Genomic DNA, 13,808 nt, shown 5'->3' with positions numbered 1-13,808 from the left:
CTCACAGCCCCGTCCAGTGGTTGCAGACCCCGCGCGCAGCCAGGTTGTTGCCCTGGCTCCAGGGCATCAGGCTGAGGATCAGAGCGCGCGAGCCGCTCTGGGCGCCAAAGTTCCAGCCACCCCCGCCAAGCTGGGCGCTGAGCCCCGTGCTGGCCTGGCTGAGCACATTGCCGCGCGCCATGCCCGTCGACTTGTAGGAAAAGGTCTGGGCCGCCGAATAGTCCGCACCATCCATGCGAAAGCTGAAGTCGGCCAGCCAGGTGAGAACCACGCCTGCCGCCTGCATCACGCCCCAGCGCGAGGTGAAGCGGTGATCGAGCTGGCTGCTGCCTGTATTGCTCGTCCCAAGGCCTGTGGTCACAGGGTCGTTGCCGCGCGAGACGGCCTCACGCACACCGAAGGCGAGCTGGATGTATTCCTGATAGGTAGGCAGGCGCTTGCCGTGCGCGGCCATGATCTCTGCCGCCGCCCACCAGTTGAAGCTGCCATAGGTGCTGGTGCCGTTGCCGCCGAACATGGGCGGGATGGGCGGCAGGGACTCGCTGTCGGCGATGGTCTGGCCATGGGCGCTGGTGCCGTGGGTCAGGTGGGCGGTGCCCAGCAGATAGATGTCGGCCCAGAAGCGCCCGCCGACCAGTGCCATGCCCCGTGCGCTGGCACCCGCGGGCCTCCAGCCCAGATCCCAGATCGAATAAGGGTTGATCGCGGCCGTCGTCGTGCCGCCGTCCTGTGCGGGCGCATTCTCGCCGGGTGCGTGATGAAAGCCGCCGAGACAGACGTATTCGCCCGCCGAAAACCCTGCCGGAGTCTGGCCAGCGGGACAGGCGCGCAGCACCTCGTCGCGGCAGAAGAACACCTCGTAGTCCGCTCCGGCGGTGAGCGTCGGCATGACCACCGGGCGCGCCGTCTCGATCAGGTGGCTTGCACCGTCCAGCAACAGGCCAACGCCTGCGCGCAGGCTGAGGGCACCTGCATCCAGCGTGAACACCGGGCCGGGCTGCTGCCCGCGCACCAGCACCGGCTGGACGAGGCCGCGCACACCGCAGGGAAAGCTGGCCCGCCCGTCGCTGCGGTCGATCTTCAGGGCTTCGCGCCACTGACCCTCATCGTCACAGACCTTGAAGGTGAAGTCGTCATCGCCGATCAGCCCGAACTCGGCACGGCCCTGCCAGTCGCTCTGGAACAGAAGCGAGAGCGTGTGGGCGCTTGCCTCCTTGTTCAGCACATAGCGCAAGTCACCCGTGCCCCCGTCCCCGACGGGCTGGGCGGTCCACAGCGCAGCGTTCAGCCGCGCGGCAAAACGGTTCAGCGCATCAGGCGTGGTATTGATGCCGAGCGATGTCAGGTTGGAGAGCGGGCCGATCAGCGCGGCCGCATCGTGCCATCCGGCCTGATGACGCACCATCAGCGCTCCGGCATGACGGTCCAGCACGATGAGTCCGTCAGGTGCCTCGATCTGGGTCCACAGGCCCTGATCCTTCTGCAACAGCGCACCGGGCGCAAAGGCGGACAAGTCGCCCTCCGGGCTATCGCCGGTGATGATCAGGGTGCCGTCCACGGCATCTGCGGGGGCATCGGACACGTCCGCGCCGTCCACCGCGCAGGCAATTAGGGCATCGAGCCGGGTGATCGTCTCGTTGAGCGTCAGGTGCTTCTGAAGCTGGTTGGGCGCGAGATAATCGAGCTTCAGCCGGGCGGACTGGTGATTGTAGGGATCGCTGGACACGGCGGCGCGGGCTTTCTGTTCGACAGGGCGGAAGTAACCCCGGCAAAGGCTCCGGCGCGCCGCGGCGAGTGCGCGAACTTTCCGCAGGCGCACCGGCATCGTTCTGAATTCAAGGGGAAAAGACCCCGCAGATCAGAGCGCATGGTTTGCACACCGCGCCCTTCGCCGGGCGCTGTATCCGCGTCGCGACTTGACGGGTCAGCCCGCGCACAGCACTACCGCCAGCGTGACGAAACTGGCCCAAGACTTCCCCGCCCCCGCGCCCGAACAGTGGCAGCGCCTCACCGAGCGCGTGCTGAAAGGCGCCAGCGCCGACACCCTCGAGAGCGAGACGCTCGATGGCCTGCGCATCCGCCCGCTCTACCGGCCCGGTCCCGGACCGAGGCTTGAGGCACGCCCGGCCACCGGCAGTGATCCCGAGCGGCCATGGGATCTGCGCGTCGGCCTCGGGCGGCGCGGCGCGGCGGGGGCCAACAGCGAGGCGCTGGAACATCTGAGGGGCGGCGCGGCCTCCCTGCTGGTCAACCTCGATCCGCGCGAGGGAGGTCTGGCGGCCCTCGACCCCGATACGCTGGCATTGGTGCTGGACGGCGTGCTGCTCGAACTGGCACCTGTCGCGCTGGACGCGGGGCTGCATGGCCCGCTGGCCGCCAACGCTCTGGCGGTTCTGGCCAAGGGCGCACCCAATGCCAAGCTGGCCTTTCACCTTGACCCGGCATCCTTTCTGCTGCGCCACGGACGCACGCCCGGCCCGGCCGCCGCGCACCTGAGCGCCGCCGTCCAGACCGGGCTTCGACATATGGGGGCCTATCCCCACGCCCAGCTTTTCATGGCCTCGGGCCGTGTGGTGCACGAGGCGGGAGGCAGCGAGGCGCAGGAGCTGGGCGTGATGCTGGCCAGCCTGATCGACTGGCTTCGGGCGCTTGAGGCTGCGGGTCTGCCACCCGAGCAGGCTGCTGCGCGCATCGTGATCGGGCTCAGCAGCGATGCCCAGGTGTTTCTGTCGGTGGCCAAGCTGCGCGCCGCGCGGGCCATGGTGGCAAGGGTGTTCGATCAGATCGGAGTCAGCCACCGCCCGGTGATCGAGGTGCGCTCGTCGCGCCGTATGCTGGCCAGCCGCGATCTGTGGACCAATCTGCTGCGCCTCACGGCGGCGGCCTTTGCGGCGGGAACGGGCGGGGCCGACGCCGTGGTGCTCGACGGCTTCACCGAGCCACTGGGCGGCGAGTCCGATCTGGCGCGACGCCAGAAGCGCAACATCCAGCTGGTCCTGATGGAGGAAGCCCACCTCGGCCGCGTCGATGATCCCATGGGCTCCAGCGCCTTCATCGAGAGCCTGACCGACGATCTGGCGCGCGCGGGCTGGGCCTTCATGCAGCGCATCGAGGCCGCAGGCGGGCTGTGGCAGGCGAGCGAGAGCGGCCTGATCAGCGATGGCGTCATGGACAGCCGGGAGCGCCTGCTGGCCGAGGTGCGTGACGGGCGGCGCCCGGTGCTGGGCGTCACCCTCTATCCTGATGCTCACGAGCAGGTTCCCGGCGTGGACGTCGAGCCCCGGCTCGACGAGAGCCTGTGGCCCGAGGTGCGCCATGACGGACCCGACAGCCGCTGCCCGGCGCTGGAGCCCGTCCGTCTCGAACAGGTCGCCCCCGATACGGAGGCTGCACAATGAGCCGTCTTTCCGACACCGATTTCTCCGCCCTCGCCTACGCGCCCGGCTGTGGCTCCGCTCCTTCACCTGCGCGCGGACCCTGGCTTACCGCCGAGGGGGTAGAGGTGAAGCCCCGCTATGAGGCCAGTGATCTGGCGGAGCTTGACTTCGTGCAGGGCCTGCCGGGCATCGCGCCGTTCCTGCGCGGCCCCTACCCGACCATGTATGTCACCAACCCGTGGACGATCCGGCAGTATGCGGGGTTCTCGACTGCCGAAGAGTCGAACGCCTTCTACCGTCGCAACCTGGCGGCGGGACAGAAGGGCCTGTCGATCGCCTTCGATCTGGCCACGCACCGGGGCTATGACTCCGATCATCCCCGCGTGGCCGGCGACGTGGGCATGGCGGGCGTGGCGATCGACTCCATCCTCGACATGCGCACCTTGTTCGACGGCATTCCGCTCGATCAGATGAGCGTGTCCATGACCATGAACGGGGCCGTGCTGCCGGTCATGGCGCTCTACATCCTGGCCGCCGAGGAACAGGGCGTCCCGCCCGAAAAGCTGTCGGGCACCATCCAGAACGACATCCTGAAGGAGTTCATGGTGCGGAACACCTATGTGTATCCGCCGCACCACTCCATGCGCATCATCTCGGACATCTTCGCCTTCACCTCGCAGAAGATGCCGCGCTTCAACTCCATTTCCATCTCCGGCTATCACATGCAGGAAGCCGGAGCGACGGCGGACCTGGAGCTGGCCTATACCCTGGCCGACGGGGTGGAGTATGCGCGCGCAGGCATCAGGGCCGGGCTGGATATCGACGCCTTTGCCCCGCGCCTGAGCTTCTTCTGGGGCATCGGCATGAATCTCCACATGGAGATCGCCAAGATGCGCGCCGCGCGCCTGCTGTGGGCGCGGCTGATAAAGCAGAACTTCAACCCCGCCAGCGACAAGTCCCTGGCCCTGCGCGCGCACTGCCAGACCTCGGGCTGGTCTCTGGCGGCGCAGGATTTCTTCAACAATGTGGCGCGCACACTGGTCGAGGCCATGGCGGCCGTCGGCGGCGGCACCCAGAGCCTGCACACCAACTCCCTCGACGAGGCGCTGGCCCTGCCAACGGATTTCTCGGCGCGCATCGCCCGCAACACCCAGATTTTCATCCAGCGCGAAAGCGGCATGACCTGCACCGCCGATCCCTGGGGCGGCAGCGCCTACATCGAGCGGCTGACGCACGATCTGGCAGTCAAGGCGCTCGCTCACATCAAGGAGGTCGAGGCGCTAGGCGGCATGGCCAGCGCCATCGAGGCCGGCATCCCGAAGCGTCGCATCGAGGAGGCCGCCGCCCGCACCCAGGCGCGCATCGACACCGGCCGCCAGAGCGTGGTGGGCGTGAACCGCTACCTGTCTGATCAGGCCGACGATGTGCCGGTGCTGAAGGTGGACAATGCCGAGGTGCGCGCCCGCCAGATCGCGAAGCTGCAACGCCTGCGCAACGAGCGTGACGAAGCCGCCTGTCAGGGCGCCCTCGCGGCCCTGACCCGCGGCGCGGCCGGGGGAGAGAACCTGCTGGCCCTGGCGGTGGATGCCGCCCGCGCGCGCGCCACCGTGGGCGAGATCAGCGATGCGGTCGAGGCCATATTCGGGCGCCATGTGGCCAAGGTCGACACCGTGCGCGGGGTCTATGGCCGCGAGGCCGGAAGCGACGGACGCCTCGCCCGCGCCCGCGACATGGTTGCCGCCTTCGTGGAGAACGACGGAGGCCCGCCGCGCATCCTGATCGCCAAGCTGGGCCAGGACGGTCACGACCGCGGCCAGAAGGTGGTGGCATCGGCCTATGGCGACATCGGCTTCGAGGTGACGGCCGGCCCCCTGTTCCAGACACCTGCCGAGGCCGCGAGGCTTGCTGTCGAGAGCGATGCTCACGTGGTGGGCGCATCATCGCTTGCGGCGGGGCACCTGTCGCTGGTGCCCGAGCTCAAGGCCGAACTGGAAAAGCTGGGGCGTCCCGACATCATGATCGTGGTGGGCGGCGTCATCCCGCCCGGCGATGTCCCGGCCCTGCTGGAAATGGGCGCTGCTGCGGTCTATCCGCCCGGCACGGTGATCGCGGACTGCGCGGTGGACCTGCTGGAGCGGCTCAATGCGCGGCTCGGCTACTCGCAGCCTCCTGCCGGTGGCGCCAAGGCCTGACCCGACAGCGGTGCGGGGAGACCACCGGAAGGGCTGGGCCGATCTCCCCGCTGTCCGAGCTTCGGCTGTCAGGACCAGCGGAGCGTGACCCTTGCTCCGCAGCGACTCGGACATAAGCACTTACGTCAGTGACAAAAAGGCGGATGCAGCCGCCGTGCGATTTTCATCTCGCGATCGCCGCCGAAGCCTGCTGCCCGGTAAAGACTTACAGCGAGGTCACAGCGCCCTGCGCGACCACCGGCCCGTCAGGCTGATGCGCGCCGGGGGTATGGCCGGGCTGCTCCATCGACACCGCCAGGGCAGCGGCCTGTCCCGCCAGACCCGCAAGCTGTTCGGGCAGGTTGTGGGTGGCGGGCTCGGTCGGATTGATGGCACCGACAAGCTGCACATTGCCGTCGGGCAGCACCAGCCACAGATGCGGCACGCGCACATCGCCCTCCATGACATCGGTGGGGGCCAGATAGAGATTTCCCGTGCTGGCGTCATAGGCCAGCGTTACCGCAGCCGCGCCGTTCTCTAGCGTCAGGGTCGCCACGCGCATGACGGTGGGCTGAGGCTCCGGCGGCACCGGTGCGGGCTGGCTGACCAGCACGGCAATGGCGGCGAGGCTCGCGGCCAGCAGGCCGGTCGAGCCGATGGCCCAGCGGCGCCAGAAGGTGAGCGGCGCATTGTCGTTGGCCGCGCCACTGCTCCCTGATCCAGCCGCGAGCTGCGCCTCGATGCGGCTCCACAGGGCGGCAGACGGCTCGACCTGCGCGACCTCGGCTACAAAGCGGGCAAGGTGCTCGTTCCATCGTTCGACCTCGCGGGCGAAGGCGGAGTCGCTGGCCTGCCGGCGCAGGGCGGCGGCCTCTTCCTCGGGCGAGAGGGTGCGCAGCGCCAGCTCGCCGGCAAGGGCAATGTCGTCTTCGGCGGGGGTCAGCGGCTGATCGGTCATTGTTCCAGGCAAGCCCTCAGACGGAGCAGGCCCCTCCTGATCCAGCTCTTCATGGTTCCCGGCGGCACGCTCTCGCGCTGGGCCAGGGTATCGTAGGTCACACCCTCCATGAAGGCCGTGCGGATGCAGTGCGCGACCTTGGCATCGAGTTCGTCCAGACAGCCGTGCAGGCGGCGCACGTCCTCAGCCTGCTCCACCGTGTCCGACGCCAGCGGGGTATCGTCGGCAAGATCGTGGGCCTCCTCGACCGGCACCGGAGAGAGGCGCGCGGCAGAGGACTGGCGCAGGCGGTCGATCGAGCGGTTGCGCGCGATGGTCACCAGCCAAGTGATCGGGCTTGCCCGGGCGGGATCAAAGGTGTCCGCCCTGCGCCAGACTGTAAGATAGATATCCTGCAAGACGTCCTCTGCGAGCCCCCTGTCCTGCAAGATACGCAGGCAAACGCCCATCAGTTTCGCCGAGGTGGATTCATAGACCCGCTTGAAGGCGGCGCGATCGCCGCGCGCGGCCTCTCCCAGAGCCAGAGCCAGCTCCTCACGCGTCATCATGGCGCTCATTCAGAACCTCGTTACCTGCCATGGCAGTGGACCGGGTGCAGCCCGGAAGGTCAAGACCACAAAGGCCTCAGTCGTGAAGATAGACGATCCGCCGCAACGCGGGATCACGCCGGACAGTCTCAAGATGCTGCGCATGGGCACCGCTTTCGTGGGCCTCGCGCGCGCTCGTCTCGACCCAGTGCGTGGTCTCGATGTCGCGTTGCAGGGCCTTGGCGGCCATCAGGTGCCCCTGCCAGAAGAAGTCGATGGCTGAACCCACGATGGTCGCTTCCGACGCTACCGTGTCGATGCCGAGATAGAAGGCCATGCGGGCCAGCGTCGCCGGTGCCGCCTTCGCCCGCACTGCCTGCGTCATGAGCCACAGGGCCACGACCACGCTGTAAAGCCCGCCCGCACCCGGGATCCACGTCAGTATGCCGTCAAGCCCGATGCCGAACGGTCCCAGCGGGATCGCGCGGTCGGACAACTTCTTGATGCCCTCCACATTGGTCCAGATGCGCTCGATGTCGCGCAGGCTCTTTCTGGCCATGGCAGACCCTTCCCCTCACCAGACCCTCGCATTAAGGATCATCTCCGCTCAACGCGCCAGCAAGGTTTTCGCCCCATTCGGGTGAGTGTCCGTCATTTCCGAATGGAGCGCCTGCGTCCGTGCCGCACGTCCCAGCCCCCCGCAAGCTGCACAGCCCTGGCCTGACGCTGCTCGCCCTGGCCGCGCTGGCGGGCCTGCTGGCCGTGGGCGCAGCCGACCTGTCCGGCTCGCCCTCACGCGAGGCGGTGCTGCTGTCACAGTTCACCGCTCCGGCCTTCGTCAGCGGGCTGATGCTGATCGGGGCGTGCCTTGCCCTGCGCCGCCCGCGCATGGCCGCCGCCATGGCCCTTGCCTGCATGGTGCTGAGCACGGCCATGGCACCCCAGCTTGTGCCTGCGGGCGCGCGAGCCGAGCGCGACTCGCCCACGGTGCGGCTCTATCTGGCCAATATCTACATCCGCAACGAGAACGTCACGGCCATCGCCCGCTCCATCCGCGAGGCCGAGGCCGACATCGTGATCCTGACCGAGATAAACTCGCGCATCCTGCTCGACGACGCGCGCATGGCGCGCATCCTGCCCGAGCATCCCCATCGCCTGAACAGTGCCGTCGTCGGCGGGCCTTACCGCATGAACCACGGCGTCATCGCCTCGCGCTATCCGCTTCAGGGCGAGCTTATTGAGCATCTGGACGGCATCGCCGCCATGCACGCACGGACCCAGACGCCTCTGGGGCCGCTCAGCCTCACCGGCGCGCACCTGACGCGCCCGTGGCCTTTCCTGCATCACGGCGCTCAGGATCACCAGCTGGACCGGCTGATCGAGCGGCTGGGACGGATCGAGGGGCCGCACGTGGTTGCCGGAGACTTCAACTCCACGCCCGCCACGGGGATAGGCCAGCGCCTTCGCCTCGAGGGGGGACTGGCCTCGGCACCGTCATGGCCCGGCACCTGGCCGTCCGTTCTGCCCGCACCCTTCCGCATCGGCATCGACAATGTGTTCGTCAGTCGCGATCTGAGCATCAGCGCACGCACCCTCGCGGTGCCCACCGGCTCGGATCACTCACCGGTCATCGTCGAGATCAGGCGCGCACGCCCCGCCCGTGTAGGCCGCAGCGCGCCCTGATCCCGGGGGCTCAAGCTCAGGCCACCAGCCGCGCCACCGAGAAGGCCGGATCCGCACTGGTCCAGACATCGGCCACGCGCCAGCGCGCCTGCGTCGCCATCGCCTCCAGCCGCTCGAGCGTATATTTGTGCGAGCTTTCGGTGTGGATGCTCTCGCCCGGCTGGAAGCGGACGGTGACTCCGCCCACGTCCACGCTCTGGGCACAGTTGCTGACCAGATGCATCTCGATGCGCTCGTGTTCGGCGTTCCACAAAGCGCGGTGGGCAAAGCCTGACAGATCGAAATTCAGTCCAAGCTCCCGGTTCGCCCTTGCCAGCACATTGCGGTTGAAGCGCGCGGTAACACCCAGATCGTCGTCATAGGCCCGGATCAGCGTCGCCTCGTCCTTCACGCGATCCACCCCGAGGATCAGCTGGGTGCTCCCGTCACCGCCGCTCTCGCTGCGCAGCGTCTCGCGTGCCGCAGCAAGGAATGACACCGCCTCGTCCTGCTCCAGATTGCCGATGGTCGAGCCCGGAAAGAAGCCGATGTGCGGCAGGTGAGCGATGTCGGAAGGCAGGTCGATGGGCGAGAGAAAATCGCCCACCAGCGGCTCGACCCGAAGCGCCGGATAGTCGTCGGCAATGGCGTCTGCGGCCTCGTTCAGCATGGTCTCGCTGATGTCGATGGGCACATAGGTTCCGATCTGTGGGCAGGCATCCAGCAGGATGCGGGTCTTCTCGCTGGCACCGCTGCCATACTCGACCAGCACGGCACCCTCGGGCACGCGGGCGCACAGCTCAGGGGCGATGGCGCGCAGAAGCTGCTTTTCCTGGCGTGTCGGATAATAGGCCTCAAGCCGCGTGATCTGCTCGAACAGGGCCGAGCCCTCGGCGTCATAGAACCACTTGGGCGACAGGGTTTTCTTCGGACGGGTCAGCCCGTCCTGAAGCGCCTTCAGGAATGTCTCGGAATGCACGAAATCTCCGGTGCTCAGTCGCTGGAAGCGAGGCGCAGGCCCGCGAACTGCCAGCGTTGATGGGGGTAGTAGAAATTGCGATAGCTCACGCGCGTGTGGCCCCGCGGTGTCGCATGGGCACCACCGCGCAGCACCATCTGGTTGGCCATGAACTTGCCGTTGTACTCGCCCGCCACGCCGGGGGTCGGCGCAAAGCCCGGATAGGCACCATAGGACGAGGACGTCCACTGCCAGACCCCGCCGCTCATCATCTGGGGCGCGCCATCGGGGTTCAGGCTTGCAGGAACAAGGCCCTCGGCAGCCCTGCAAGGGCCGAACGCATGGGCAGCAATCTCCCATTCGGCCTCGGTCGGCAGGCGGTGACCGGCGAAGCGCGCATAGGCGTCGGCCTCATAGAAACTGATGTGGCAGACCGGCTCATCGAGGGCCACGGGCTTCAGGCCGTCCAGACCGAAACGATGCCAGACGCCGTCGCGCTTCTGCCAGTAGAGCGGGGCGCACCATGCCTCGGCCCGCGCGCGCGCCCAGCCGTCCGACAGCCACAGGCTGACGTCCTCATATCCGCCGGCATCAATGAAGCGGATCCACTCTGCATTGCTCACGGGGCGATGGGCGATGCGGAAGGGCTCCAGCCAGATGCGGTGGGCGGGACGCTCATTGTCGAAGGCAAAACCCTCCCTGCCCGCGCCGATCTCATGCAACCCGCCCTCGAAGGCGCTCCAGAGCGCCTCTGGCAGAGCGCGGCCCTCGCCCTTGTCAGGCACGGCTTCATAGACCGGATGGAAGGGCGAGCGCGACAGCAGGTGCTTGATGTCGCTGAGCATAAGCTCCTGATGCTGCTGCTCGTGGGCGAGGCCAAGCTGGAACAGATAGTCGCCGCCGATGCCCGGCCGCCGCGCGATCAGGGCGATCATCCGCACATCGACCGCACGGCGATAGGCCATGACCTCATCGAGGGAGGGCCGGGTCATCAGGCCGCGCTGATCGCGCGCGACCCGCTCGCCCAACGCCTCGTAATAGGAGTTGAACAAGCGGTCATAACGCCCGTCGACGGGCTCATGGCCCGGCTCTGCGGCCAGAAGCATGGTCTCGAAGAACCAGCTGGTGTGGGCCAGATGCCACTTGGCGGGGCTGGCATCGGTCATGGACTGGGCGCAGGCATCTTCAGATGACAGGGGCGCGGCCCTGCGCTCGCTTTCGCGCCGCACGGACCTGTAAAGTTCTGCGGCATCGTTCGGCGACTGCGGCACGTCATGCAGGCCGGCAGCGCCCGCGCGGGTCTCGGACGGCTCGATCAGCATCGACAGCCTTTCTTCATCTCTGATGTTCCGACCCGGCTCCAGCCTAGAGCCCCGGGACGACGCTTCAATCCCAAAAAGGCCCTGCGGCCGATTTTACAGGAACGCGCCGCCGCCCCCCGCGTTCATGTCGCGTGCCCCAACTGCGCACGCCACCCCGATTTTCCGGCAGGCTTCAGCCAGGCTTCGTCCATGTCTTCAGTATCCGGGCTCGAAGCGTCAGAGCCTTGCAACACCAGCGACTCGGGAAGCATCGACTCCTCGAACCACAAGAGCGGGCAGATTTCTGCGGGCGGCCCTGATCCGTGGCGCGAAGACCTCATTGCCATGATCCCCTCGCTGCGTGCCTTCGCGTGGTCGCTGTCGCGCAATCCCTCCGACGCCGACGATCTGGTGCAGGACACGCTCATCAAGGCGTGGACCAATCGCGACAGGTTCCAGCAGGGCACCAATCTCAGGGCCTGGCTTTTCACCATCTTGCGCAACACCTGGTACACCGCCCTGTCCAAGCGCAGGCGCGAGGTTCAGGACTCGGACGGCGAACACGCCGCCAGCCTGACCGCCGATCCGGTTCAGGACCTGAACATGGAGCTTCACGCCCTGCAGGCGGCCCTCAACACCCTGCCGCCCGAGCACCGCGAGGCGCTCGTCCTGGTCGGGGCCGCCGGTCTTTCCTACGAGGAGGCAGCCGAGATTTCGGGTTGCGCGCTCGGCACGATCAAGAGCCGCGTGAACCGGGCCAGAACCCGTCTGGCAAAGATGCTGGACCTGCCTGAAGAGAACGAAGCCGAAGCGGGCTCAGGGCCGCTCTGAAGGTGCCCTACTGACGCCGGTCGCGCCTTGGTGCGCCCAGGACACCGACCAGATGCGCGGGAACGGGCTCGGCGCTCAAGGCGTCGAAAGCCTTCTTCAGGCGCGCGGCGACGGCCTCGCCCTGACCGTTGCGCTGGCTCGCGGGGGGACCAGCCCTGCGCCGCGACCCAGAGCCCCTTGACCTGTCGTCCTGTGCGTCGTCCTGTGCCATGTCCGCACGATCCCGAACTTCCACGCCCCCCGGCGCCGTCCGGCATTAGCCACCCGAGCCCCGTCGTCGTAAAGACCGCGCGGCATCGCCAGAGCACAATTAAGGCGCAACTGTGGCAGAGGCGAAACGCCGCCCCTGCCCGCTCAGGAGGCGATGTGGCGCGCGTATTCCATGCGCGCGATGGTGCGGTTGTGAACCTCGTCGGGGCCATCGGCGATGCGCAGTGTGCGGATCATCGCATACATGGCGGCCAGTTCCACGTCGCCCGACACCCCTGCCCCGCCGTAGGCCTGGATCGCATCGTCGATCACCTGCAAAGCCATGCGCGGCGCGGCCACCTTGATCTGGGCGATCTCGGAGCGGGCATGCCTGGCGCCCACCTTGTCCATCATCCAGGCCGCCTTGAGCACCAGCAGGCGGCACATCTCGATATTGGTGCGCGCCTCACCCACCCGCTGTTCCCAGACCGAGTGCTCGCCGATGCTCTTGCCAAAGGCCTTGCGGCTGGTCAGGCGGCGGCACATCAGCTCCAGCGCCTTTTCCGCACAGCCGATGGTTCTCATGCAGTGGTGGATGCGCCCCGGCCCGAGACGGCCCTGGGCGATCTCGAAGCCGCGCCCCTCGCCCGCGATCAGGTTTTCCGCAGGAACACGCACGTTGTCGAGGCGCACTTCGGCGTGGCCGATGGGCTTTTCGTCATAGCCGAACACGCTCAGCATCCGCTCGACCCGAAAGCCCGGCGTGTCGGTCGGCACGATGATCATGGACTGCTGCACATGGCGACCGGCCTCGGGATCGGTCTTGCCCATGACGATGGTGACGGCCACGTTCGGGTGGCCCATGTTGGTCGACCACCACTTGCGCCCGTTGATGACATAGTGATCCCCGTCGCGCTCGATGCGGGTCTCGATGTTGGTGGCATCCGAGGAGGCCACGTCGGGCTCGGTCATCAGGAAGGCCGAACGAATCTCGCCCGCCAGAAGGGGTTTCAGCCAGCGATCCTGCTGGTCCGGGTTCCCATAGAGGTGCAGCACCTCCATGTTGCCGGTGTCGGGTGCATTGCAGTTGAACACCTCGGCCGACCACAGCGCCTTGCCCATCTCTTCGGCCAGAGGCGCATATTCGAGGTTGGTCAGGCCAGCGCCGTGCTGGCTGTCAGGCAGGAACATGTTCCACAGCCCCGCCTTGCGCGCCTCGGCCTTGAGCCGCTCCATGGTGGGCGGCTGGCGCCTCGGGTCCTCGCGCACCTCGGCCCAGTAGTCTGCCTCGGCCGGATAGACATGGGCGTCCATGAAGGCCTTCAGACGGTCCAGCCATTCGCGTCCGCGCGCGCCGGGTTCGAAATCCATAGTCACTGATCCATGCAAGAGGGGATGTAAGGCGCGGCTGGCACGGCATCGGCATCCATGCGGGCCGGAAAAGCAGACGGCGCGGGCCCTGGGGGCACCGCGCCGCGCATCACGCTATGGCAAGGCAAGGCCCTGAGCGCATCAGGACTTCAGCAGCGGAGCCAGGCGCTGGGCCAGCATCATGTCGCCCTGGATCTTCATCTTCCCCTGCATGAAGGCCATCATGGGATCGAGGCGGCCTTCGGACAGCGCGAGGAAATCGTCCCAGCTCATCTGCACCACCGCATCGGCGGGCTTGTCCTCGTTGGTGACGGTGTTCGGGCTGGACGCCCCGTCGATATAGATCTTGCCGTCGTCGCCAAAGTCCAGCTTCACGGTCTTGCCGAGGCCGGAGTTCTCGCCGACCGCGTTGCGGATGTGGTCGGTCACCTGAGCCAGATCGGGCATGGCAGTCTCCCTATTG

The 13,808-nt window shown here is 67.4% G+C and carries 12 protein-coding genes; 4 read left to right on the top strand and 8 right to left on the bottom strand.

The window, feature by feature from the left end:
• Nucleotide 1: 1 nt before the first annotated feature.
• The gene (locus ACK4E3_RS11150; protein ID WP_409700617.1) at nucleotides 2-1,726 is read right to left on the bottom strand and encodes a DUF2793 domain-containing protein; all 1,725 of its coding nucleotides are present in this window, start codon (nucleotides 1,724-1,726) and stop codon (nucleotides 2-4) included.
• 226 nt (nucleotides 1,727-1,952) lie between these two features.
• Between ACK4E3_RS11150 and ACK4E3_RS11145 the strand changes: the two genes are divergently transcribed.
• Complete coding sequence (locus ACK4E3_RS11145; RefSeq protein WP_409700614.1) at nucleotides 1,953-3,398, top strand: methylmalonyl-CoA mutase family protein; 1,446 nt, start codon at nucleotides 1,953-1,955, stop codon at nucleotides 3,396-3,398.
• A complete protein-coding gene (gene scpA / locus ACK4E3_RS11140) occupies nucleotides 3,395-5,569 on the top strand; it encodes a methylmalonyl-CoA mutase (protein ID WP_409700611.1) in 2,175 nt (724 codons plus the stop codon). The genes ACK4E3_RS11145 and scpA overlap by 4 nt, the downstream gene beginning before the upstream one ends.
• A 205-nt stretch (nucleotides 5,570-5,774) precedes the next feature.
• Here scpA and ACK4E3_RS11135 read toward each other — a convergent pair whose 3' ends face one another.
• From ACK4E3_RS11135 to ACK4E3_RS11125, 3 genes are all read right to left on the bottom strand, one after another.
• Nucleotides 5,775-6,506, bottom strand: a complete 732-nt coding sequence (locus ACK4E3_RS11135; RefSeq protein WP_409700608.1) for an anti-sigma factor domain-containing protein — start codon at nucleotides 6,504-6,506, stop codon at nucleotides 5,775-5,777.
• Entirely contained in the window at nucleotides 6,503-7,063 is a 561-nt protein-coding gene (locus ACK4E3_RS11130) for a sigma-70 family RNA polymerase sigma factor (RefSeq protein ID WP_409700605.1), read from the bottom strand. Before ACK4E3_RS11130 ends, ACK4E3_RS11135 begins: the two co-directional genes overlap by 4 nt.
• A gap of 67 nt (nucleotides 7,064-7,130) precedes the next feature.
• On the bottom strand, nucleotides 7,131-7,592 hold the full coding sequence (locus tag ACK4E3_RS11125; protein WP_409700602.1) for a DUF4112 domain-containing protein: 462 nt from the start codon (nucleotides 7,590-7,592) through the stop codon (nucleotides 7,131-7,133).
• Between the two features lie 119 nt (nucleotides 7,593-7,711).
• Between ACK4E3_RS11125 and ACK4E3_RS11120 the strand changes: the two genes are divergently transcribed.
• Nucleotides 7,712-8,716, top strand: coding sequence for an endonuclease/exonuclease/phosphatase family protein (locus ACK4E3_RS11120; RefSeq protein ID WP_409700599.1), 1,005 nt, complete (start codon nucleotides 7,712-7,714; stop codon nucleotides 8,714-8,716).
• A gap of 16 nt (nucleotides 8,717-8,732) precedes the next feature.
• Here ACK4E3_RS11120 and egtD read toward each other — a convergent pair whose 3' ends face one another.
• Nucleotides 8,733-9,674 carry an L-histidine N(alpha)-methyltransferase gene (gene egtD / locus ACK4E3_RS11115; RefSeq protein WP_409700596.1) on the bottom strand — a complete coding sequence of 314 codons (942 nt, stop codon included), beginning with the start codon at nucleotides 9,672-9,674 and terminating at the stop codon, nucleotides 8,733-8,735.
• Between the two features lie 14 nt (nucleotides 9,675-9,688).
• Nucleotides 9,689-10,975 carry an ergothioneine biosynthesis protein EgtB gene (egtB, locus tag ACK4E3_RS11110; protein ID WP_409700593.1) on the bottom strand — a complete coding sequence of 429 codons (1,287 nt, stop codon included), beginning with the start codon at nucleotides 10,973-10,975 and terminating at the stop codon, nucleotides 9,689-9,691.
• Between the two features lie 189 nt (nucleotides 10,976-11,164).
• Between egtB and ACK4E3_RS11105 the strand changes: the two genes are divergently transcribed.
• Nucleotides 11,165-11,785 (top strand): sigma-70 family RNA polymerase sigma factor, encoded by a 621-nt coding sequence (locus ACK4E3_RS11105; RefSeq protein WP_409700590.1) that lies wholly within the window; start codon nucleotides 11,165-11,167, stop codon nucleotides 11,783-11,785.
• A 354-nt stretch (nucleotides 11,786-12,139) separates the two neighbouring features.
• Here ACK4E3_RS11105 and ACK4E3_RS11100 read toward each other — a convergent pair whose 3' ends face one another.
• Nucleotides 12,140-13,345, bottom strand: a complete 1,206-nt coding sequence (locus tag ACK4E3_RS11100; protein WP_409700587.1) for an acyl-CoA dehydrogenase family protein — start codon at nucleotides 13,343-13,345, stop codon at nucleotides 12,140-12,142.
• Nucleotides 13,346-13,486: 141 nt separating this feature from the next.
• On the bottom strand, nucleotides 13,487-13,792 hold the full coding sequence (locus ACK4E3_RS11095; RefSeq protein ID WP_409700584.1) for an SCP2 sterol-binding domain-containing protein: 306 nt from the start codon (nucleotides 13,790-13,792) through the stop codon (nucleotides 13,487-13,489).
• Between the last annotated feature and the right edge of the window lie 16 nt (nucleotides 13,793-13,808).

This window comes from Brevundimonas sp. (assembly GCF_046299595.1).
Taxonomy (GTDB): domain Bacteria; phylum Pseudomonadota; class Alphaproteobacteria; order Caulobacterales; family Caulobacteraceae; genus Brevundimonas.
The sequence above is the reverse complement of the archived record's forward strand: the minus strand, read 5'-3'. Positions and strand labels throughout refer to the sequence as shown.

Bases quoted from the DNA above. Each gene is read 5' to 3' on its own strand.
- scpA (WP_409700611.1), top strand. From the start codon at position 3,395: ATGAGCCGTCTTTCCGACACCGATTTCTCCGCCCTCGCCTACGCGCCC.
- ACK4E3_RS11135 (WP_409700608.1), bottom strand. From the start codon at position 6,506: ATGACCGATCAGCCGCTGACCCCCGCCGAAGACGACATTGCCCTTGCC.
- ACK4E3_RS11130 (WP_409700605.1), bottom strand. From the start codon at position 7,063: ATGAGCGCCATGATGACGCGTGAGGAGCTGGCTCTGGCTCTGGGAGAG.
- ACK4E3_RS11125 (WP_409700602.1), bottom strand. From the start codon at position 7,592: ATGGCCAGAAAGAGCCTGCGCGACATCGAGCGCATCTGGACCAATGTG.
- egtB (WP_409700593.1), bottom strand. From the start codon at position 10,975: ATGCTGATCGAGCCGTCCGAGACCCGCGCGGGCGCTGCCGGCCTGCAT.
- ACK4E3_RS11105 (WP_409700590.1), top strand. From the start codon at position 11,165: ATGTCTTCAGTATCCGGGCTCGAAGCGTCAGAGCCTTGCAACACCAGC.
- ACK4E3_RS11100 (WP_409700587.1), bottom strand. From the start codon at position 13,345: ATGGATTTCGAACCCGGCGCGCGCGGACGCGAATGGCTGGACCGTCTG.
- ACK4E3_RS11095 (WP_409700584.1), bottom strand. From the start codon at position 13,792: ATGCCCGATCTGGCTCAGGTGACCGACCACATCCGCAACGCGGTCGGC.